Annotated in this window: 16 protein-coding genes and 1 tRNA gene; 6 read left to right on the top strand and 11 right to left on the bottom strand. The window is 72.7% G+C overall.

Annotated features, from left to right (window positions below):
• Nucleotides 1–333 precede the first annotated feature (333 nt).
• Nucleotides 334–5,007, top strand: coding sequence for a PAS domain-containing protein (locus ACFYTE_RS06370; RefSeq protein ID WP_388705674.1), 4,674 nt, complete (start codon nt 334–336; stop codon nt 5,005–5,007).
• Between the two features lie 103 nt (nt 5,008–5,110).
• Here the strand turns inward: ACFYTE_RS06370 and ACFYTE_RS06365 are convergent, their stop codons facing one another.
• From ACFYTE_RS06365 to ACFYTE_RS06330, 8 genes are all read right to left on the bottom strand, one after another.
• Nucleotides 5,111–6,766: a long-chain fatty acid--CoA ligase gene (locus ACFYTE_RS06365; RefSeq protein ID WP_388705671.1), complete on the bottom strand. Its 1,656-nt coding sequence runs from the start codon at nt 6,764–6,766 to the stop codon at nt 5,111–5,113.
• A gap of 135 nt (nt 6,767–6,901) precedes the next feature.
• Nucleotides 6,902–7,501 carry a SigE family RNA polymerase sigma factor gene (locus ACFYTE_RS06360; protein WP_388705668.1) on the bottom strand — a complete coding sequence of 200 codons (600 nt, stop codon included), beginning with the start codon at nt 7,499–7,501 and terminating at the stop codon, nt 6,902–6,904.
• A 147-nt stretch (nt 7,502–7,648) separates the two neighbouring features.
• Complete coding sequence (locus ACFYTE_RS06355; RefSeq protein ID WP_388705665.1) at nt 7,649–8,815, bottom strand: lipid-transfer protein; 1,167 nt, start codon at nt 8,813–8,815, stop codon at nt 7,649–7,651.
• Nucleotides 8,815–9,207 carry a MaoC/PaaZ C-terminal domain-containing protein gene (locus ACFYTE_RS06350; RefSeq protein ID WP_388705944.1) on the bottom strand — a complete coding sequence of 131 codons (393 nt, stop codon included), beginning with the start codon at nt 9,205–9,207 and terminating at the stop codon, nt 8,815–8,817. The genes ACFYTE_RS06355 and ACFYTE_RS06350 overlap by 1 nt, the downstream gene beginning before the upstream one ends.
• Before the next feature lie 30 nt (nt 9,208–9,237).
• Complete coding sequence (locus ACFYTE_RS06345) at nt 9,238–10,314, bottom strand: acyl-CoA dehydrogenase family protein (RefSeq protein WP_388705662.1); 1,077 nt, start codon at nt 10,312–10,314, stop codon at nt 9,238–9,240.
• A 1-nt stretch (nt 10,315) separates the two neighbouring features.
• Nucleotides 10,316–11,263, bottom strand: a complete 948-nt coding sequence (locus ACFYTE_RS06340; RefSeq protein WP_388705659.1) for a bifunctional MaoC family dehydratase N-terminal/OB-fold nucleic acid binding domain-containing protein — start codon at nt 11,261–11,263, stop codon at nt 10,316–10,318.
• Between the two features lie 149 nt (nt 11,264–11,412).
• Nucleotides 11,413–12,576: an acyl-CoA dehydrogenase family protein gene (locus tag ACFYTE_RS06335; protein WP_388705657.1), complete on the bottom strand. Its 1,164-nt coding sequence runs from the start codon at nt 12,574–12,576 to the stop codon at nt 11,413–11,415.
• A 209-nt stretch (nt 12,577–12,785) separates the two neighbouring features.
• Entirely contained in the window at nt 12,786–13,097 is a 312-nt protein-coding gene (locus tag ACFYTE_RS06330) for a hypothetical protein (protein ID WP_388705654.1), read from the bottom strand.
• A 375-nt stretch (nt 13,098–13,472) separates the two neighbouring features.
• On the opposite strand from ACFYTE_RS06330, the gene ACFYTE_RS06325 reads away from it, so the two are divergent.
• The 3 genes from ACFYTE_RS06325 (at nt 13,473) to ACFYTE_RS06315 (ending at nt 16,073) form a co-directional block, all read left to right on the top strand.
• On the top strand, nt 13,473–14,339 hold the full coding sequence (locus tag ACFYTE_RS06325; protein WP_388705652.1) for a bifunctional DNA primase/polymerase: 867 nt from the start codon (nt 13,473–13,475) through the stop codon (nt 14,337–14,339).
• Nucleotides 14,340–14,769: 430 nt separating this feature from the next.
• On the top strand, nt 14,770–15,117 hold the full coding sequence (locus ACFYTE_RS06320) for a PadR family transcriptional regulator (RefSeq protein ID WP_388705650.1): 348 nt from the start codon (nt 14,770–14,772) through the stop codon (nt 15,115–15,117).
• Nucleotides 15,114–16,073, top strand: coding sequence for a hypothetical protein (locus ACFYTE_RS06315; protein WP_388705647.1), 960 nt, complete (start codon nt 15,114–15,116; stop codon nt 16,071–16,073). The genes ACFYTE_RS06320 and ACFYTE_RS06315 overlap by 4 nt, the downstream gene beginning before the upstream one ends.
• A gap of 212 nt (nt 16,074–16,285) precedes the next feature.
• Here the strand turns inward: ACFYTE_RS06315 and ACFYTE_RS06310 are convergent, their stop codons facing one another.
• The 3 genes from ACFYTE_RS06310 to ACFYTE_RS06300 form a co-directional block, all read right to left on the bottom strand.
• On the bottom strand, nt 16,286–16,726 hold the full coding sequence (locus ACFYTE_RS06310; RefSeq protein WP_388705644.1) for a hypothetical protein: 441 nt from the start codon (nt 16,724–16,726) through the stop codon (nt 16,286–16,288).
• A gap of 144 nt (nt 16,727–16,870) precedes the next feature.
• Nucleotides 16,871–16,957 (bottom strand) — tRNA-Ser (locus ACFYTE_RS06305).
• A 61-nt stretch (nt 16,958–17,018) separates the two neighbouring features.
• Complete coding sequence (locus tag ACFYTE_RS06300; RefSeq protein ID WP_388705641.1) at nt 17,019–18,488, bottom strand: S1C family serine protease; 1,470 nt, start codon at nt 18,486–18,488, stop codon at nt 17,019–17,021.
• Nucleotides 18,489–18,776: 288 nt separating this feature from the next.
• Here ACFYTE_RS06300 and ACFYTE_RS06295 point away from each other — a divergent pair, with 288 nt between their 5' ends.
• The gene (locus tag ACFYTE_RS06295) at nt 18,777–19,604 is read left to right on the top strand and encodes a glycerophosphodiester phosphodiesterase (protein ID WP_388705638.1); all 828 of its coding nucleotides are present in this window, start codon (nt 18,777–18,779) and stop codon (nt 19,602–19,604) included.
• Nucleotides 19,605–19,793: 189 nt separating this feature from the next.
• Nucleotides 19,794–20,432 carry an ATP-binding protein gene (locus ACFYTE_RS06290; protein WP_388705636.1) on the top strand — a complete coding sequence of 213 codons (639 nt, stop codon included), beginning with the start codon at nt 19,794–19,796 and terminating at the stop codon, nt 20,430–20,432.
• The last annotated feature ends 136 nt before the right edge of the window (nt 20,433–20,568 follow it).

The following is a 20,568-nucleotide window of genomic DNA, read 5'->3' as shown; positions in this document are numbered from 1 at the left end:
GCCGGCGGGTGGTCCGCCGAACGGGCGAATCGGCGAACTGGGGTCAGGCGGTGGGGTGGCCCGGCTGTCGGGGCCGGGGGCCGCAGGCGGTTCGTGGCGGAATCCCCGGTCCCGCAGAAGTCCGCAGAAGTCCCGCAGAAGTCCCGCGGAGGTCTCGCGCGGCCGACGGCATACGGTCACACGTTCCCCGTCACTTCGTCGTGCGACCTCCCTCTCATCCGGCGTCCCGAGCGCAACCACTGCCTTTAGACTCCCTCGCGTGACACGCTGCGAGCCGGTTGGCAAGATGGCACGAGCGGTCGGCAAGGTGCGGTAACAGGGAGGAAGCGTCTCGTGAGCAGCAGGCCATCCCGAGGCGCTGCTCGCCTCGCAGCCATACTGGACGCGCTGCCCGACGCGTTGGTGCTGGTCAACGCCAATGGGACCGTCGTCAACGCCAACACCATCGCGCTGGAAGCCTTCGAGGCCCCGGGCACCGCCCTGGTGGGGCGCGGGCTGCTCGATCTGCTGCCCCAGTTCGACTCCCGTCTGATCCCGGGCTCCATGCGGCGGCCCGATCACATCGACCCGCTCGGGCGGACCAAGCCCACGCGGATGATCGCCCGGCGGACGGACGGCAGCGAGTTCCCCGTCGAGGTCACCAGCGCGAACCTGGAGAACGGGCAGCAGGCGTACGACGGTTACGGCTACACCGGCGACGAACTGCTCATGCTCGTCGTGCGCGACCTGTCCGGGACCGTCGACACCGAGGCCGAGCTGGCGCGCTCGCAGCGGCAGACCGAGATGATCCTGCGGGCCGCGTCGGAAGGCGTCGTGGGCACCGACACCGACGGGCGGATCGTCCTCGTCAACCCGGCCGCCGCCCAGATCCTCGGCTACCGCGCCGGCGAACTCGGCGGCAAGGAGCTGCACACCCTCGTACTGCACTCCCGCGCCGACGGCTCGCCCTTCCCGTACGCGGAGTCGCCGCTCGCCGACACCCTGCGCTCCGGGCGCAAGCACCGGGTGCGCGGGCAGGTGCTGTGGTCCAAGGGCGACAAGCAGGTACCGGTCGACCTGACGACCGCGCCCGTACGCGACGGCGACCAGCTGGTCGGCGCCGTGATGACCTTCACCGACCGGCGGTCGTACGACGCCCTGGCCGACGAGAAGGCCACCGCGGACGAGCAGCACGCGCAGGAGATCGAACGGCTCTCCGAGGAGCACGCCTCCGACCTCACCGCGCTGCGGCAGCAGCACGTGGCCGAGCTGGAGGAGCTGCGCGAGCTGCACGCCGAGGAGCTGGCGTCCAACGAGGAGCGGTACGCCGCGCTCGGCGAGCGGGAAAAGGACCGCTACGAGGCGCTGTCCGGCCGGCACGAGCAGCTGCTCACCCTGCTCGCCGACTCCCTGCGCGGCCCTCTCGACGAGCTGCGCCGCGAGCTCGCGGCCCTCGCCGCCGACGACGCCGGCCAGCTGTGGCCGGAGGCCAACCAGGTGCTCCACCACCTGTCCGCGGGCTACTCCCGCATCACCCAGCTGATCGACAACGTCCTCGGCTACCAGCGGCTCGACGCGGGCACGGACGACATCACCCGTACGAAGGTGATGCTCGACTCGGTCGTCGCCGCGGGCGTCGACGGTGCCGTCGAGCTGATCGGGCCGGGCCGGGTGCAGTTCGCCGTGCACGCCCCGCCCATCGAGGCCGAGGTCGACCCGCGGCGGCTGGCGACCGCTCTCGCGCACCTCGTGGCGGACGTCGCCGGGGTCGACGCGACCGGCAACACACCCGTGTCCGCCGGGGGTTACCTGGACAACACCGTGGTGGTGGCCGCGGCGCAGCGCGGCGAGGTGGTACGGATCGAGGTCCGCGGTCCGTACGCCGGGGGAGACCCGGTGCACCAGCCGATCGTGCGCGGGATCGTACGGGCCCACGGCGGCGTGCTGCAGACGCACGAGGTGCCGGGCATGAGCGGCAGCGCGTACGTGCTCGAAGTGCCGATCGGCGGCGGTGCGGGTGCCGTTCCGCCGCCGGCCCTGCCCGTGGCCGCCGCCGACGTGCCCGCCCCGGCCGAGCAGACCTCCGGTGGCGGGCGGCGGCGGGCCCGGCGGTCCTCTGTGGACGCCTTCCTGGAGAGCGAGGTCTCCGGCGAGTCCGGCGCCGACACGAAGGCGCCCGCGCCGACCGGGCGGCGCAGGAGGCGCGCGGCCGAGGCGCCGGCGGAGGGCGCGGAGGTCTCCAGCGGCACCGGGCGGCGCCGCGGGCGGCCCGCCGAGGGCGCCGGAAACGAGGGCGCCGGGGACGGGGACCAGGGCGTGACCGAGGGCGCCGTCATGACGGCGGCCGAGCATGCGGCGGGCACCGCCGCCTCGGGCACCGGCCTCGGTGGGACCGTGCCGCCGCAGGGCGTGCCCGGACCCGTCGGCCGGCGCGACGGCGGCGAACAGCCGCAGGCCGCGCTGCCGCCCGCCCTTCCGAGCGCGGGTGCCCCGAACGCGCCGCAGGCCGGGCCTCTTCCGCTCAGCGCGGCTCCCGTCGGCCCCGTGGCCGCCGGTTCCGGGGCGGCCGGTTCCGGGACGGCCGGTTCCGGGACGGCCGGTTCCGGGACGGCCGGTTCCGGGACGGCCGGTTCCGGGACGGCCGGTTCCGGGACGGCCGGTTCCGGGACGGCCGAGGGTGGGCAGCCGACCGGGCGTCGGCGGCGTGCGCTGGCCGCGGCGGCGGAGCGCGCCGCGGCGCAGGAGGCGGGTGCCCGTACGGTGTTCGCCCTGCCGCCCGCCGAGGCGGACCGCTCGCCCGAGCCCGGTGCCGGGAGCGGCGGCAACGGGGGCAACGGCGGCAACAGGGGCGGTACCGGGCAGGCACCGGTGCCTGCCCCTGGGAACGTGCCGCCTCAGGCTCCGGGACAGGCGCCCGGCCGGGTACCGACCGCGGCTCGGGCGCAGGGCACCGTTCCGGCCCAGGGGGCGATGCCGGTCCCCGCGCCGGGGGCGATGCAGGTTCCGGCTCAGGGGCAGGCACCGGTTCCGGCCCAGGGACAGCCGCCGGTCCCCGCGCCGGGGCAGATGCCGGTTCCAGCACAGGGCTCGATGCCGGTTCCGGCTCAGGGGCAGGCACCGGTTCCGGCCCAGGGGGCGATGCCGGTCCCCGCGCCGGGGCAGATGCCGGTTCCGGCGCAAGGCTCGATGCCGGTCCCGGCCCAGGGACAGATGCCGGCCCAGGGACAGTCGCCGGTCCCCGTTCCGGTTCCGGGGCAGGCGCCCGTCGCCGGGCAGGCTCAGGGGTCCGGTGTCGGTGTGCCGGGGGACAACGGCCGGCACGACGCCGTACCGCTCAACCAGGCCGAGGACCACACCCCGCCCCAGCCGCACCCGACCAACGCGCCGACGGGTCGCCGGCGGCGGGCCGTGGCCCAGCCGGGGGAGCGTCCGGCGGCGCCGGGCACGCCCGCGCAGGGCATGCCGGTCCAGGCCGAGGGGACGGCACAGCCGGGCGTCGCGGCGCAGGCCGCACCCGGACCGCAGGCCCTGCCGAGCGCGGCCGTGTCCGCGCAGGGCAGCGTCGGCCAGGGTGTGCAACTCACCCCGGGTCAGCCGATTCCGGCGCCGGGGCAGGCCGCACCCGCGCAGCCCGTACCGCCGCCTGCGGCGCCGGGGCCGCAATACCTGCCGGGACAATCTCAGCCGGGTCAGCCGACGCAGCCAGGTCAGCCGGGTCTACCGCCCGCCGCCCAGCCGTTGCCCGCGGAGACCGCACCCGTCGCTCCGGCCGCGCTGCCCGCCGCCGAGGCGACCCCGGCCCAGCCCGCGCCCGGCACCCCGCTCCCTGCGGAACGGTCCGGTGCCCAGCCGCGTGCGGCCCAGCCGTTGCCCGCCGAGGCGGCCGGCGCTCCCGTGGACCCGAACTCGACGCAGGGCCGGGCGATCAGTGTGCGCACGCTGGGGCAGGGTGTGCCGTTCAGCAGGCAGGCGGCCCAGGTGCAGCAGCCGACGGCCACGCCTCCCCCGCACGGTCCGAACGCCGCCGGCCGGCGCCGCAAGCTGGGCACGCCGCCGGATCCGGCCGTGCGCCCGGAGCAGCGCACCGAGCAGGACGCCCGTCCGCACCCGCCGGCCGAGCAGCCGCCCGCGCAGCCGTCGCTCGCCGGCCAGTCGCGGCTCGCCCCGGGCACCGAGGGCGCCGGACGCTCGTACGCCATCGGCGCACCGGACGAGAACGCCGCCGAGGGGCCCGAACCGCTCGACGGTCCCGGCGGCGCGGTCGAGGTCGCCGACCTGCCGCGCCCGCAGCCGATGGACGACGAACTGCCGCCCGAGCCGCTGGACAACCCCCGTCGGCTGCTGGTGTGGCCCGCCCCGGACGTCACGACCCAGCAGGCGCTGAGCGACCGCGGCTACCGTCCGGTGATCGTGCACTCGCGCGAGGAGGTCGACGCGCAGATCGCCGCCTTCCCGGCCGCACTGTTCGTGGATCCGCTGACCGGGCCCATCACCCGTACCGCGTTGCAGGCGCTGCGGCAGGCCGCCGTGGCCGCGGAGGTGCCGGTCCTCGTCACGGCCGGGCTCGGCCAGGCGACGCGGGAGGCGGCGTACGGGGCCGACCCCGCCGTCCTGCTGAAGGCGCTAGCGCCGCGGGACAGCGAGCAGCATCCGCCGCGCGTGCTGCTCATCGAGGAGCACGCGGAGATCGCGCTGGCGCTGACCTCGACGCTGGAGCGGCGCGGGATGCAGGTCGCACGGGCCGCGAGCGACGCCGACGCGGTGACGCTGGCCGGGCAGCTGCGGCCGAACCTGGTCGTGATGGACCTGCTCCAGGTGCACCGCCGGCAGAGCGGGATCATCGACTGGCTGCGCGCGAACGGGCAGCTCAACCGCACCCCGCTCGTCGTCTACACCGCCGCCGTCGACCAGGCCGACCTGCCGCGGCTGGCCTCCGGCGAGACGGTGCTGTTCCTCGCGGAACGCTCCACCAGCACCGAGGTGCAGGCGCGCATCGTCGACCTGCTGGCCCGCATCGGCACCAACTAGGCGCTGAGCGCTCCGCCGGGTGTGCCGCGCTGCGCCGTCGGTCGGCTGCGGCGCCATCGTGGCTGGTCGCGCAGTTCCTCGCGCCCCTTCGGGGCGCTGATGGTCACAGGCGGGTGACGTCCAGTTGGCCGTCCGCGTACCGCCTGCGCAGCACCTTCTTGTCGAACTTGCCCACGCTTGTCTTGGGCACCGCCTCGATCACCGTCCAGCGCTCCGGGAGCTGCCACTTGGCGATCCTGGCCTCTTCGGCGAGGAAGGCGCGCAGGGTCTCGAAGTCGGCGGTGGCGCCTTCCCTGAGGACCACCGTGGCCAGCGGGCGCTCGCCCCACTTGTCGTCGGGGACGGCCACCACGGCGGCCTCGGCGACATCCGGGTGGGACATCAGGGCGTTCTCCAGATCGACCGAGGAGATCCACTCGCCGCCGGACTTGATGACGTCCTTGGCCCGGTCGGTGAGGGTGAGGAAGCCGTCCGGGCTGATGGTGCCGACGTCCCCCGTCTTCAGCCAGCCGTCGTCGCTGAACTTGTCGGCGGGGCGCAGGGGTTCGGTGCCGGGGCCGTTGTAGTAGGCGCCCGCGATCCACGGCCCGCGCACCTCCAGTTCGCCCGCCGACTCGCCGTCCCAGGGCAGCCGCTCGCCGCCCGGTCCGGTGAGGCGGGCCTCGACGCCGGCCGGGAAGCGGCCCTGGGTGAGCCGGTATGCGAACTCCTCCTCGGCGCCGATCGCGTGGGCCGGCGGCCGGGCCACCGTGCCGAGGGGGGAGGTCTCGGTCATGCCCCAGGCGTGGCAGACCCGCATGCCGAGCCGGTCGAAGGCCTCCATCAGCGCGGGCGGGCAGGCCGAGCCGCCGATGGTGACCTGGGTGAGGCAGGATACGTCCCGGGGCTTGGCGGTCAGCTCGGCGAGCAGGCCCTGCCAGATGGTCGGCACGGCGGCCGCGTGGGTCGGGCGCTCGGCCTCGATCATCTCGGCGATCGGTACGGGCTGCAGGAACCGGTCCGGCATCAGCATGTTCACACCGGTCATGAAGGTGGCGTGCGGCAGGCCCCAGGCGTTCACATGGAACTGCGGGACCACGATGAGCGAGGTGTCCTGGTCGGTCAGGCCCATGGACTGGGCCATGTTCACCTGCATGGAGTGCAGATAGATGGAACGGTGGCTGTAGACCACGCCCTTCGGGTCGCCGGTGGTGCCGGAGGTGTAGCACATGGCGGCGGCCTGACGTTCGTCCAGTTCCGGCCAGTCGTAGGTGGTTGGCTTGCCCGCGATCAGCTCCTCGTACTCGTGCACCTGGGCCGGGCCGCCGGCCAGCGGGGCGCGGTCGCCGGGGCCGGAGACGACGATGTGCTCGACCGTGGTCAGGGCGGGCAACAGCGGGGCGAGCAGCGGGATCAGCGAACCGTTGACGATGATCACCCGGTCGGCCGCGTGGTTGACGATCCAGGTCAGCTGCTCGGCGGGCAGCCGCAGATTGAGCGTGTGCAGCACCGCGCCCATCGCGGGGATCGCGAAGTACGCCTCGACGTGCTCCGCGTTGTTCCACATCAGCGTCGCGACCCGGTCGTCGCCGCGCACCCCGAGGTCGTCACGCAGGGCGTTCGCCAGCCGCACCGCGCGGGCACCCGCCTCGGCGAAGCTGCGCCGCTGCGGCTCGCCCTCCCCGGTCCAGGTGGTGATCTGGGACCGTCCGTGCACCTGCACTCCATGCAGGAGGATGCGGGTGACGGTCAGTGGTACGTCCTGCATGGTGCTCAGCACGGCGTCCTCCCGGGGCGACATTGCCTACGCGGCAGTAAGGGCTGGCCCGATTCTGCTCACATACCGTGCGGTATGTCACTAGGGACGAATGATCGATCACCGCACGGGCCGTCCCGGTCCGCCCTGGACGAACCCCTACCGGACCAGCCCCAGCTCGGGGTCCTCGCGCAGCTTGCCGAGCGCCCGGGACACCGCGGACTTCACGGTGCCCACCGACACGCCGAGCACCTCGGCCGTCTGGGCCTCGCTCAGGTCCTCGTAGTACCGCAGGACGACCATCGCCCGCTGCCGCGCCGGCAGCTTGGTGATCGCCCGCCACATCGCGTCGTGCAGCGCCTGACGCTCGGCCGGGTCGTCGTCGCCGGGCAGGGGATCAGGCTCGGGCAGCTCGTCGCACACGAACTCGTCGACCTTGCGCTTGCGCCACTGCGAGGTCCGGGTGTTCAGCAGCGCCCGGCGCACATAGCCGTCCAGCGCCCGGTGGTCCTCGATCCGCTCCCAGGCCACATATGTCTTGGTGAGCGCGGTCTGCAGCAGGTCCTCCGCGTCGCTGGGGTTCGCGGTCAGCGAACGGGCGGTACGCAGCAGGACCGGCTGCCGGTCCCTCACGTACGACGAGAACGATGGATACATGGAGGTCCCCCCGTTCGGGCGCAGCCGAGAGTGAGGGAGGGTCAGGGTCTGCCTCGCCGCCGTGGCGGCGTCCGAAGCACTGGTGCAGACGGGTGTGGTCATGGCTCCCACGCTATGAGCGGGCCGGGTGAGGCGGATCGGCCGCAGGTCCCGAAGCAGAGTCCCCCTCAGGTTGTAGGGGTGGGGTTGGCTACACCTACTGAAGGTGGAGCGGGGAACGACCCGTACTCCGGGATGACCCCTGCGGGCTCAGCCGTCCGCCGCCAGCACCAGGCCCGACGTGGGCACTCCGGTACCGGCCGTCACCAGGACGCGGCCGGCCCCCGGTATCTGGTTGGCGGCCGTGCCCCGCAGCTGGCGCACCCCCTCCGCGATGCCGTTCATCCCGTGGAGGTAGGCCTCGCCGAGCTGTCCGCCGTGTGTATTGAGCGGCAGCCGCTCCTCGGCCACGAAGTCCGCCGCCTCCCCTCTCGCGCAGAACCCGAACTCCTCCAACTGCATCAGCACGAACGGAGTGAAGTGGTCGTACAGGATCCCCACGTCGATGTCGGCCGGGGCCAGCCCGGAGGTACGCCACAGCTGGCGTGCCACCACGCCCATCTCCGGCAGCCCGGTCAGGTCGTCGCGGTAGAAGCCGGTCATCTGCTCCTGGGCGCGGCCGGCGCCCTGGGCGGCCGCCGCGATCACCGCCGGCGTCTGCGGCAGATCGCGCGCCCGCTGCACGGAGGTGACCACGAGCGCCTGCCCGCCGTCCGTCTCCTGGCAGCAGTCCAGCAGTCTGAGCGGCTCCACGATCCAGCGCGAGGCCGCGTGGTCCGCGAGCGTGATCGGGCGGCCGTGGAAGTACGCCGCCGGGTTGGTCGCCGCGTATCTGCGGTCCACCACGGCCACATGCCCGAACGCCTCGGGGGTCAGACCGTACGCGTGCAGATAGCGCTGTGCCGCCATCGCCACCCAGGAGGCCGGGGTGAGCAGCCCGAACGGCAGCGCCCAGCCCAGCGCCACGCCCTCCGCCGACGGCTCCCGGTGCTGTACGCCCGAGCCGAATCTGCGTCCCGACCGCTCGTTGAACGCGCGGTAGCAGACCACCACTTCGGCCACGCCCGTCGCCACGGCCAGCGCCGCCTGCTGGACGGTGGCGCAGGCCGCCCCGCCGCCGTAGTGGACCCGGGAGAAGAAGGACAGCTCGCCCATCCCACAGGCCTGGGCCAGGGTGATCTCCGGGCTGGTGTCCATCGTGAACGTCACCAGCCCGTCCACGTCGAGAGGGGTCAGCCCCGCGTCCTCCAGCGCCGCCCGGACCGCCTCCGCCGCCAGCCGCAGCTCGCTGCGGCCCGAGTCCTTGGAGAACTCGGTGGCCCCGATGCCGACGACGGCGGCCCGCCCGCCGAGCCCGTCGCGGCCGCGCACGCTCATCACGCGCCCCCCGTCGGCACGGTGACCGTGACCGTCCCGGTCACATGCCGGCCGACGGCGTTGGCCCCGACCACGCGTACCGTTGCGGTGTCGCCGTCCACCTGCTCGACCGTGCCCGTCAACACCATGGTGTCGCCCGGGTGGTTGGGCGCTCCGAGCCGGATGGCGACCCTGCGCAGGACGGCCCTCGGGCCGAAGTGGTCCGTGATGTATCTGCCGACCAGGCCGTTCGTCGTCAGGATGTTCATGAAAATGTCCGGGGAGCCCTTCCGCCGGGCCAGCTCCGCGTCGTGGTGCACGTCCTGGTAGTCCCGTGACGCGATCGCACCGGACACGATCAGCGTGCGGGTGATCGGGATCTCCAGCGGCGGCAGTTCCACACCGGCCGTCAGCGCCGTCCCGTCCGCCGTCACCGTCATGACTCACTCCCCACTCGCGATCAACTCCCCCAGTTCCTGGAGCACTTCGCTCCCACATCCCAGATAGGTGTCCAGCTGCCGTCCCCACAGGAAGTGCCGGTGCACCGGGTGGTCGAGGTCGGCCCCCGTGCCGCCGTGCAGATGCTGGCCCGTGTGGACGACGCGCTGCCCCGCCTCGGACGCCCACCAGGCGGCGGTCAGCGCATGGCCGGCGTACGGCAGTCCGGCGTCGCGCCGCCAGGCCGCCTCGTACACCGTCACCCGTATCGCCTCGGTGTCCATATGGGCGTCGGCGGCCCGGAGTTGGACGGCCTGCCGGGTGGCGAGCGGTCGGCCGAACTGCTCCCGGGCGTTCGCATGCGCCACGGTCCGGGCGAGCGACCCCGCGCAGACGCCGGCCTGAAGACCGGCGAAGGCGGTGCGGGCGGTGGCGAGGAGATCGTCGTAGGCACCGGTGTCCCAAGGCGACGTGCCGGTGCCCAGGCGCTCCGCGGGTGCGTGGTCCAGGGTGAGCCGGCCGGCCGACCAGGGGGCGGTCAGGTCGATCGGCGTGATCGTCACGCCGGAGCCGAGGGGCGTCAGCCACAGCCGTCGCCGGTCGTCGGCGACGAGGACATGCGTGGCGTCCCGCAGCCACGGGACGACGGGCACCGTGCCGGTCAGCTCGGCCGGGGCCGGATCCGCCGCGGCCTCGGGCCCGCCCGGCGTCCGGGCCCGGACGCCGCCCTGGGCCGGAAACGCCCCGGTGACCACCAGCGAGCCGTCCCGGAGCCCCGGCAGCAGCCGTTCCCGCTGGTCCGGGGTGCCGTGCGCCGTGATCGCCAGGAGCCCGAAGACGCAGGTGGCCGCGTAGGGCACCTGGGCCGTGGTGCGGCCCTGTTCCTCCAGGAGCAGGACCAGGCCGAGCAGTCCCAGGTCCTCCACCGCGCCCACCAGCCCCGCACCGGTGAGGGCCTTCCACAGTTCCGGGTCGCTGCCGGTGCCGGCGGCCGTGAGGCGTTCGTGCGTGGCCAGGTCGGCGAAGATCCGCGCGGCCAGGTCGCGCGCCGCGGCCTGGTCCTGTGTGGGCGTGAAGTCCATCTCAGGCTCCGTCCTCGGTGACCCGGAAGACCGGCAGGACCAGCGGGTCCTCGCCGGTGCCCGCCCCCTCGTACCGCCGGAACTCCAGGCGCACCGGCAGGCCGATCCGCACCTTGTCGTACGGCACTCCCACCACATTGCTCACGATCCGCACGCCCTCGGCCAGTTCGATCAGGCCGACCGCGTAGGGAGGGTCGAACGCGGGGAAGGGCGGGTGGTGCATCACGACGTACGAGTGGACGGTGCCCTCGCCGCTCGCCTCGACCGTGTCCCAGTCCGGGCTGCCGCACGCGTTGCAGCCCGGCAGCCAGGGGTGGCGCAGGGTGCCGCAGCCGGTGCAGCGCTGGATGAGCAGCCGGTGCCGGGCCACACCCTCCCAGAAGCCGGCGTTGTCCCGGTTGACCACCGGGCGTGGGCGCCCTGGCCTCGGTTTCCGGCGGGCGGTAGGGGCGTACTTGAGGATGCGGAAGCGGTGCGTGCCCACCAGGTCCGCGCCCCTGCGGACGTCCGTGCGGGTCGTGATGAAGTACCCCGTGCCGAGCCTGGTCGTCTTGCGCTGCGACACCGACTCGATCACCGCGTCGAAGGTGATCTCGTCCCCAGGGCGCAGGGGCCGCAGATACTCCTGCTCGCAGTCGGTGGCGACCACCGAGGTGCAGCCCGCCTCGTCCAGGAGGGTGAGCAGTTCGTCGTACGCGTCCGTGCGCCCCTCGTGTCCGGACAGGCCGCCCATCGTCCACACCTGGAGCATCGTGGGGGGAGCCATGGCGTCCGGCCCTTCGTACGCCGGGTCGGTGTCGCCCATCGCCTCGCACCAGTGCCGGATCATCGGCGCGTTGACCGGGTCCTTGCCCGCGCAGGCGACGGCGGCGGCCCGCCCCTCGTACGCCCTGAGCCGGCCCCACAGCTCATCCGGGGCGCCCTCGCCCGTCACCGTCCCGGTCCCCACGCCGGCACCCGTTTCTGCCACAGCCTTCCCCCCGTCACTCACACCCGCACCCGCACCCGCACCCGCACCCGCCACGATCGCCGTCGCCGCGGCCTCCGTCTCTTCCCGCTCTCCCCGCTTTCCCTGCACCGCCTCCCCCTCCGCGCCCGTCACCGCCGCCCCCTCGTCATCCCGAGCCGCATCGTCGCGACGATCTCCCGCTGCACCTCGCTCACCCCGCCCCCGAACGTGTTGATCTGCGCTGCCCTGTTCAGCCGTTCGAGCTCGCCGTCCCCGAAGGCACCCGGCGATCCCGATCGCACCGTCCCCGCCAGCCCGTCCGTCCCGATCGCGTGCTGGCATATTCGATACACCGCGACCGCCGATTCGGTTCCCGCCACTTTCACGCCGCTGGCGTCTCCTGGCGCGAGCCGGCCCGCCCCCACATCGCCCACCAAACGCCAGTTCAGCAGGCGTGTCGCGGCCAGCCGGGCATGTGCCTCGGCGAGCTGGGCCCGCACCCATGGCTCGTCAATCCGACGCCTTCCGGTCACCGGATCGGGGGTACGGGCGGCGGTGAGTGCGGCGGCGTAGAAGTCCTCGGCCTGCATGCCGACCGCGGCGAGGGCGACCCGCTCGTGGTTGAGCTGGTCGGTGATGAGCGACCAGCCCCCGTTCTCGGGCCCGACGAGGTTGCCGGCCGGGACGCGCACCCCGTCGTAGTAGGTGGCGGTCGTGGTCTGCCCGCCCACCGTCTCGATCGGCGTCCACGAGAAGCCCCGCGCGTCGGTGGGGACGAGGAGGATCGAGATGCCGCGGTGCCGGGGCGCCTCGGGATCGGTGCGGCAGGCCAGCCAGATCCAGTCCGCGTGCTGGGCGCCCGACGTGAACGTCTTCTGCCCGTCGATCCGCCATCCCTCGCCCTCCCGCACGGCCCGCGTGCGCAGTGACGCCAGGTCGGTCCCGGCGGACGGTTCGCTGTAGCCGATCGCGAACGTCAGTTCCCCGCTGAGGATCCGGGGCAGGAAACGGGCCTTCTGTTCCTCGCTGCCGTACTTCATGAGCGTGGGTCCGACGGTGTTCAGGGTGACCATCGAGACGGGGGCGCCGGCCCGGTACGCCTCGTCGAAGAACACGAACTGCTCGTCAGCGCCGCGGCCCTGGCCGCCGTACTCGACGGGCCAGCCGAGCCCGAGCCAGCCGTCGGCGCCGATGCGGCGCAGCAGCGCGCGCCGTTCGCGCGGGCCGATGGGCGCCGTCGGCAGCAGGGCCCGGAAGTAGGCACGGAGTTCGGCGCGCAGCCGCTGCTGGCGTTCGGTGGAGGCGAGGTGCACGGCGGGGGTACCTCCCGGCCCGGTACGGGACTCGTACGGGCCGGGTCCGGGCCCGTACGAACAACGGTTTCTGACTGTCCGTCAGATACCTTCTGGTGTCAAGGTCGCCGCAGGACGGCGGAAAACGCCTGCGCGGCGGCACCGAAGTACCACCGCGCAGACGTGTTGCGACCCCGAAAGCACACCCCGCACGGGAGGTCAGTCGCGGCTCACCACAGGCGGGTGAAGTGGATGTTGATGTTCTTGTTCCCCTGCTGGATGGCGGTGAACGCGGAGCCCCTGACCTGAGCGGTGTTGCTCTGGTTCGAGGCGCCGTAGCCGACCGCGCTCTGCTGCGTGGTGGACGAGTTGCCGGTGTTGTTGCGGCCGACCCCACTGCCGACGACGCTCGCCACGCCGGCGTTCGATCCGTCGTCCGCGATGGCACCGTTGTCCGCACTCGCGACGCCGGTGAAGAGGACGGCTGCGAGCGGGAGCGCGGAGACGGCGGCGAGAACGCGGGCGGTACGGATGCTTGCCATGTTGTTCCTCCAGGACGATGCCCATCGGCCGACTGGCCGGGAGCACGGGAATTCATGAAGTACAGCTACTGCCAGGGAAGTTGGCCGACCTCCCGGGTGGTTGAGCACGACGTCGCGAATCCAGAGTTGCCCACCACATCCCTGGCGAACCACCCCACAGGCCCCGATTAGCACTCAAGCGTGAGGACAAGTCGATAAACCCCTTTCGACATCTTTAGTGATCTCATGGCGCCATCGCCCCCAGTACGAACTTCTCGGACCCAAGCAACACAAGCGATGAACCGTTTCGGCACATTTCCGGCCAACCCGTCCGGGCCCGGCATGTCGCCGCGACTCCCTCTTCCCTTTTTCGAACGGGTGTACGAACATGGATCCATGGCCACCACCGACCGGCAGGCCACGACGCTGGCCCTCGCGCACGCCCTGTCAGCCGCCGAACGCGGACTGGCCGTCATCCCCCTGTCCCGGACGAAACTCCCGGCCCTGCGCTCCCCGCACCGCGACCACCCCGACCCCGCCCCCTGCCACGGCGAGTGCGGCCGCCTCGGCCACGGCGTGTACGACGCCTCGACCGATCCGGCCCGCATCCGCGAACTGTTCGCCGCCGCCCCCTGGGCCACGGGTTATGGCATCGCCTGCGGACTCCCCCCGTACCACCTCATAGGCGTCGACCTCGACACCAAGTCCGGCACGGACTCCTCGGCCGCCCTGCGCGAAATCGCCCTGCGCCATCTGTTCACGATCCCGGAGACCGTCGTCGTGCTCACACCGAGCGGCGGGCGCCATGTCTGGCTGACCGGCCCGCCGGACGCCGTCGTCCCCAACTCGGCCGGCCGGCTCGCCCCCGGCATCGACATCCGGGGCGCCGGCGGCTATCTCGTCGGCCCCGGCTCCCGCACCGACCACGGCGTCTACGCCACCGCGCCCGGCACCGCCCACCTGACCCCCGCGGCCTGCCCGCCCGCCCTGCTGCGCCTGCTCCTGCCGCCACTCCGCGCGCCCCATCCGGCGCCCCCGGCGTCCGGAGACCACGGCAGGGGGCTGGTCCAGTTCGTCCTCGCGGCCCACGAGGGCCAGCGCAACACCCGCCTGTTCTGGGCGGCTTGCCGCGCCTACGAGAACGGCATCGGACCCGCCCTCGTCGCCCCACTGGTCGAGGCGGCCCTCAACACCGGCCTCTCGGAGCGCGAGGCGCAGGCGACGATCGCGTCGGCGGCACGGATGACGGGGCACCGGCCGTGAACGGCCGACCCAGGCACCAAGGGCTCTCTCGCTGAACCGGCGTACGGCGGACGTGGGGCCGTCAGTGCGCCGGATCGCGGGGCCCTTCGACCGTACGTGTGGACGACCCCAGGTGCGCGCCACGTCACCCAGCCCCGTCGTCGAACCGGCGACGGTCACCATCGCGCCAGGCGAGACCCAGCATGCGACCGTCTCGCCCTGGTGCCGGCCGGGGGCGTCGCGGTCGCCGCGGCCGGGCAGACCGGCAGACGGCGCGCCCGCACCTGATCTCTCAAGGGAGCAGCGGGCCACCACCCCGCACACCTGGGCCGCCGACCGTCGGGCCGGCGGCCCAGCCGCCTCACCGGAGCTGGTGCGCCTGCCCCGCATGGCGATCTCATCGATGACTCAAGCGTACGGGATATACCGTCAGCCGGTATATGCTGCTCGGGTGACCGACCAACCACTGAGGGAGCCGACGCTCCTGATCCTGACCGCCCTCGCCGATGCGCCCCGCCATGGGTACGGCCTGATGCAGGAGGTCGAGAAGATCTCCCAAGGCCGGGTCCGCCTACGGGCCGGCACCCTCTACGGCGCCCTGGACCGCCTCCTGAAGGAGGAACTCGTCCGCGTCGAGAAGGAAGAGATCGTGGACAGCCGCATGCGCCGCACCTACGCGCTCACCGCGAAGGGCACGGAACGTCTCGCCGCGGAGGCCGCCCGCCTGCGTTCCACAGCCGACGAAGCCGCACGCCGTCTCGGCATGACCTTCCCCCAACCGGGCGGAGCCACATCATGAGCACACCGCCACAGCACTGGACGGCGCGCCTGTATCCGCCCGCCCGCCGCCACGAGTTCGCCGACGAGGTCAGCACCGCCATCGCCCAGGTCGAGGCCGAGCGCGGACGGTGGGCGGGAACAGTGGAGCGGGCCGCCGTCGTCGGCCACGCCCTGCGACTGCGCACCCGCCTCGACTCGGCCCGGCCGGGAGGCCGGCTCCTGGCGGCCGCGGCACCCGCGGTGATCGCCGTCAGCGCCGCCCTGTCCGCGTCCCTGCTCGTCGTGTGGCAACTGCCCCCGCTGCCCTGGGACGGCGAACCCGGTTACACGCCCGCCGCCTACGCCCCCTGGATCGCCGTGCTGATCTGCGCACTCGCTGCCCGCTGGACAGCCGCCCGGATCAGCGCCGGCCTCGCCCTCCTGGGCGCCCTCCTGTCACTGCCGCTGGTCTACTGGACCGACGGCGCCGACGGACTCGCCCAGAATCGCAACGCCCTCGTCGGCCTGGCCCTGGCCGCGCTCTTCGTACTCGCCGTGCCTCCCGACCTTCCGCCGGTCGGCCCGCGGGCGCGGCGCACCATGGCCCTGTCCGCTCTCGCCATGGGAGTACCGATGGTGGCCGGTTCCATCACCGTGTTCGAAACCCTGGCCAGCCCCGACGAGTTCGTCGACGCCCGCGCCGACCCGTTCCACCTGCTGTTCTTCTTCACGCCCCTGGTCTTCGCCATTCCCCTGGCGCTCGCGGTGGCCCGCTCGCGCTACGCCCCCGCGCTGGCGGCCCTGCTGCTGGGCGCCGCGGTGTTCGGGTTCGCCCCGACGATCGCGCCGGTGATCGAGATTCCTTATGGCACCCGAGGGTTGTGGGCGCAGGCGTCGTTCGCCACCGGCCTGATCGCCCTGATCGCGTACTGCGTCCGAGCCGTACGGGAGCGCCGGCGAGGCAACCCGGTGGCCACCCCTGACGGAACACGCTGACCCCGGCCCGGCACGTTCGCCGGGCCCAGCAGAAACAGGAACCCGGCGAACGAACACGGCGACGAAGCCTCCGCCGGGGGGGCAGCCGACACCAGGACGGAGGGAGCACCGACCGCGGGCCCGCCAGATCTCAAAGTCGGCATCCGCCACGGGCGCCGTCCTCGCCGATGGACGGCGCCCCGAAAGACTGAGTGGGTCATTGACCCGTCGACCTACGTCAGTTTGCGCAGGTAGAAGGCTCCTCGTGCCATGCAGCCAAGGGCCGCTGAGAGAAGCAGACCGATGATGACGGACTGCTTCGCCTTCTCCTGCAGGCTGTCGTCGAGCGCCGCGAACGTTCCCCAAGGAGCTCGACGCACGGGGATGTCATCACCAGCGCGCCCCGGATACCGGACCTTCGCCAGCGGAACAGTTGTGTCTTCGCCATCGGAGACGAATCGCCCTTCGCAGAGGGTGTAGGGGCCGCCCTTGCCGCCGTCCTTCCGGACGCAATCGGACGCTGCGATGTGCCCGCTTTCCCCCAGGACGCCGAGCGTCACCGCCGCCTGCACTCCGATCAGCACGGAGATGCACAGGAGCACCAACCCGAGGAAGGCCCAAGCGCCTGCGGCGGCGTACTGCGTGGATTGGCGCCCTCTGTGCGCTGTGGCCACCCCGGCATTCTCCTAGGCCCGCGCCCCTCCCGTGCCCCGTCGAGCGGGAAACCACTGGGAACCGCGGTCCGTCACGGTGCCCGGACATGCGAACGGCCCCCGACCACCTTTGCCTGGTCAGGGGCCGCATCGCCGTTCTCAACGCGGAGGCGGTGGGATTTGAACCCACGGTGACATCGCTGCCACGACGGTTTTCAAGACCGTTCCCTTCGGCCGCTCGGGCACGCCTCCCCGCGCTGCGCGGTGGGCAGCGCGGGGACAAGACTAACCGGTCGGCACACGCGCGTGGAGGTCAGCTGTCGCCCTCGCGGGAGCCGAGGGCCAGTTGGACCGTGTGCTCCTGGCCGTCCCGCTCGTAGGTGATGGTGACCTTGTCGCCGGGCTTGTGGGTCCAGATCTCGCCGATCAGGGTCGGGCCGCTGTCGATCACCGTGTCGTCCAGCTTGGTGATGACGTCGCCCGGCTTGAGCCCCGCCTTGGCCGCGGGACCGCCCGACTCCACCGCCGCGGAGCCGGCGGCTGTCTGGTCGGTGATCTTCGCTCCGTCCGTGGTGTCCTCCAGGGAGACGGACGCGCCGATCTTGGCGTAGACCGGCTGGCCGGTCTTGATCAGTTGCTGGGCGACGTACTTGGCCTGGTTGATCGGGATGGCGAAGCCGAGGCCGATGGAGCCGGACTGGCCGGAGCCGCCCAGTCCGCCGCCGCTGCTGGACTGGATCGCGGAGTTGATGCCGATGACCGCGCCGCCGGCGTCCAGCAGCGGACCGCCGGAGTTGCCCGGGTTGATGGACGCGTCGGTCTGCAGGGCGCTCATGTAGGACGCCTTGCTGCTGGCGCTGCCGTCACTGGAGGCGACCGGCCGGTTCTTGGCGCTGATGATGCCGGTCGTCACCGTGTTGGACAGTCCGAAGGGGGCGCCGATCGCGATCGTCTCGTCGCCGACGGCCACCTTGTCGGAGTTGCCGAGAGCGAGCGGCTTGAGGTCGGAGGGGGCGTTCTTGAGCTTGATGACGGCGACGTCGTAACCCTGGGCGTGGCCGACGACCTCGGCGTCGTACTTCTTCCCGCTCGGGAACGTGGCCGTCAGTTTGCCGCCGCCCACGGCCTCCGCCACCACGTGGTTGTTGGTGACGATGTGGCCCTGGGTGTCGAAGACGAACCCGGTGCCGGTGCCGCCCTGGCCGCTGGCGCCCTCCGCCTCGATGGTGACCGTGCTGGGCAGAGCCTTGGCGGCGACGCCCGCGATCGTGCCCGGGGAGCGCTTGACCTGCGAGGCGCTGCCGTTGTCGGTGGCCGAGACGGTGGTGGAGCCGGTGTCGTCGTTGTTCTTGGCCAGGGTGTAGCCCAGTCCGCCGCCGAGTCCGCCCGCGACCAGCGCGGCCGCGAGGACCGCGGCGACGAGCCCACCGCGTCCGTTGCGCGGCTTGGGCGCGGGCTGCTGCCACGACGAGCCCCAGCCGGAGCCCGCGCCCGCGCCGCCGTCCGCGTAGGAGGGCATGGCGGGGGGCGGGGGCGGCCAGGAGCCGTCCGGGGCGGGCCCGGGGGCCGACGCGCCGCCGGACGGGCCCGCCGAGGCGTACGCGGCCGGTGCCCCGTCATGCTCCGGTGCGCCGGGGGCGCCCTGGGGCACCGGCGGGATCGGAGCCGTCGGCGCGTTCCCCGCGGGCGGGGCTGCCTGCGGGGAAGCAGCGGGAGATGCCACCGGCACGGGGGGTGCGGACGGGGCCGGGGGTACCGTGGTGCCCTCGTTCTCGGTGCTCACAGCTCTTCTCCTCGATCCACGGCTGTTGTTCTCGGTCGCACTCGGTCACGCGCATTCATGATTGTTCACGGTCCGGCGCGATGCAGCTGTGCAGGTGCTTTTGTCTGACGTCAGCTTTTCCCATGGGCCGTCAGAGCACCATAAGCGGTGGCTGTGGGTCCGAGACCAGCCTTTATATAGGTCTTTTCTGACAAAATTTCCATTCTGGAGCGAAGCCGGTGCCGCCGTTCGCTTCGCGTACGCGCCGGTGCCTCCGCGCGTACCCCCTCACGATGGGACCATGACGCGGTGACCCACGCACCACAGCACCACATCCAGGTCGTCGCCCACCGGGGGGCCTCCGAGGACGCCCCCGAGCACACCCTCGCCGCCTACAAGAAGGCGATCGAGGACGGTGCGGACGCCCTTGAGTGCGACGTACGGATGACCGCGGACGGCCACCTCGTCTGCGTCCACGACCGGCGCGTCAACCGTACGTCCAACGGGCGCGGGGCGGTGTCGGCCCTGGAGCTGGCCGACCTGTCCGCCCTGGACTTCGGCTCCCGCAGGAGCCGCGAGATCTGGCGCGGACGGGACGAGGAGCCCGACTGGGAGGTCCGCCCGGAGGACCGCGCGGACACCTCCGTGCTCACCCTGGAGCGACTGCTCGAACTGGTCGCGGGCGCCGGGCGGCGGGTGGAGCTGGCCGTCGAGACCAAGCACCCTACGCGTTGGGCCGGGCAGGTGGAGGAACGGCTGCTGCTGCTCCTGAAGCGGTTCGGGCTCGACGCCCCGGCCGCCGCCGAGCAGGCGCAGGTGCGGGTCATGAGCTTCTCGGCGCGCTCACTGCACCGGGTGCGGGCGGCCTCGCCGACGCTGCCGACGGTCTACCTGATGCAGTTCGTCTCGCCCCGGCTGCGCGACGGGCGGCTGCCCGCGGGCGTCCGGATCGCGGGCCCCTCGATCCGCATCGTGCGCAACCATCCGGCGTACATCGAGCGGCTGAAGCGGGCCGGTCACCAGGTGCACGTGTGGACCGTGAACGAGCCCGAGGACGTCGACCTCTGCGCCGAGTTGGGCGTCGACGCCATCATCACCAACCGGCCCCGGGCGGTGCTGCGCCGGCTCGGCCGGTGACACCCTGCGGCACCGGGCGAACGCCTGTGACGTAAAGCGTCTCGTAAGGACCGGTTCACACCCCTTGACCCCGTCCGTACGCCTGGAGCATTCTCCCTTCTCGGCCACAGCATCGAAATCAAGCCACACCCTGACGCCTCCGTCACGGGGAGTGCTCCGGCGCGTTCCGTCCGTATTCGATCGTTGCGAATGCGTCACCGGCCGCGGATTGGCCGGTTTCCGGTACAGGCCGGTGGGGCATCCACACCGTGGCGTGGGGCGAAGGAGGTCTCGGGGGTGGCGTTGGTGGTGGCACAGGAAGTGCCCACGTCGTCGAGCATGGCCGTTCCCCATGGCCCTGCGGGCGTGGGGAAAGCAAGACATCGGATGCGCGAGCAGCTGCGCGGCGGTGGCGTATCAGAATCGGTCATCGACGATGCCGTACTGGTCCTTTCCGAACTTTTGAGCAATGCCTGCAAACACGGGCGACCACTGGGTGACGCGTCGGTCGGGGACGGGGACGTCCGGGCCGCGTGGCGCGTGGACCCGCGCGGTCGGCTCATCGTCGAGGTCACGGACGGCGGCGGTCCGACCCGCCCGGCTCCGGCCACCCCGTCGGTCACCGCGCACGGCGGTCGCGGGCTCAACATCATCACGGCACTGGCCGCCGACTGGGGCGTACGGGACGACACCCGGGGCGAGGTCACGGTGTGGGTCGTCGTCCACGCGGACGTGCACGATCCGGACGCCGGGCACCGCCGGGACGACTTCGCCGCGCGCGTCGCGGCACCGGCCGTCGCCACACTCCCCGAATTCGGCCTGGCGGACGCCTTCGAGGACGTGGACTGAACTCCCGGCTCGTCGGTTCGTTCAGCCTGCGGTCGATTCGTTCAGCCTGCGGTCGGTTTGTTCACCTGCGGTCGGTTCGCCGAACCACGGGCTCGCGAACCGTCGGTTCCCCCGGCCCCAGATGCGCAGGCCGTAT

This window comes from Streptomyces sp. NPDC004629 (genome assembly GCF_042873595.1).
Taxonomy (GTDB): domain Bacteria; phylum Actinomycetota; class Actinomycetes; order Streptomycetales; family Streptomycetaceae; genus Streptomyces.
This window is presented reverse-complemented; position numbering and strand designations above follow the sequence as displayed.

Bases quoted from the DNA above. Each gene is read 5' to 3' on its own strand.
- ACFYTE_RS06360 (WP_388705668.1), bottom strand. From the start codon at position 7,501: ATGACCACACCCGTCTGCACCAGTGCTTCGGACGCCGCCACGGCGGCG.
- ACFYTE_RS06355 (WP_388705665.1), bottom strand. From the start codon at position 8,815: ATGAGCGTGCGCGGCCGCGACGGGCTCGGCGGGCGGGCCGCCGTCGTC.
- ACFYTE_RS06345 (WP_388705662.1), bottom strand. From the start codon at position 10,314: ATGGACTTCACGCCCACACAGGACCAGGCCGCGGCGCGCGACCTGGCC.
- ACFYTE_RS06330 (WP_388705654.1), bottom strand. From the start codon at position 13,097: ATGGCAAGCATCCGTACCGCCCGCGTTCTCGCCGCCGTCTCCGCGCTC.
- ACFYTE_RS06325 (WP_388705652.1), top strand. From the start codon at position 13,473: ATGGCCACCACCGACCGGCAGGCCACGACGCTGGCCCTCGCGCACGCC.
- ACFYTE_RS06315 (WP_388705647.1), top strand. From the start codon at position 15,114: ATGAGCACACCGCCACAGCACTGGACGGCGCGCCTGTATCCGCCCGCC.
- ACFYTE_RS06290 (WP_388705636.1), top strand. From the start codon at position 19,794: ATGCGTCACCGGCCGCGGATTGGCCGGTTTCCGGTACAGGCCGGTGGG.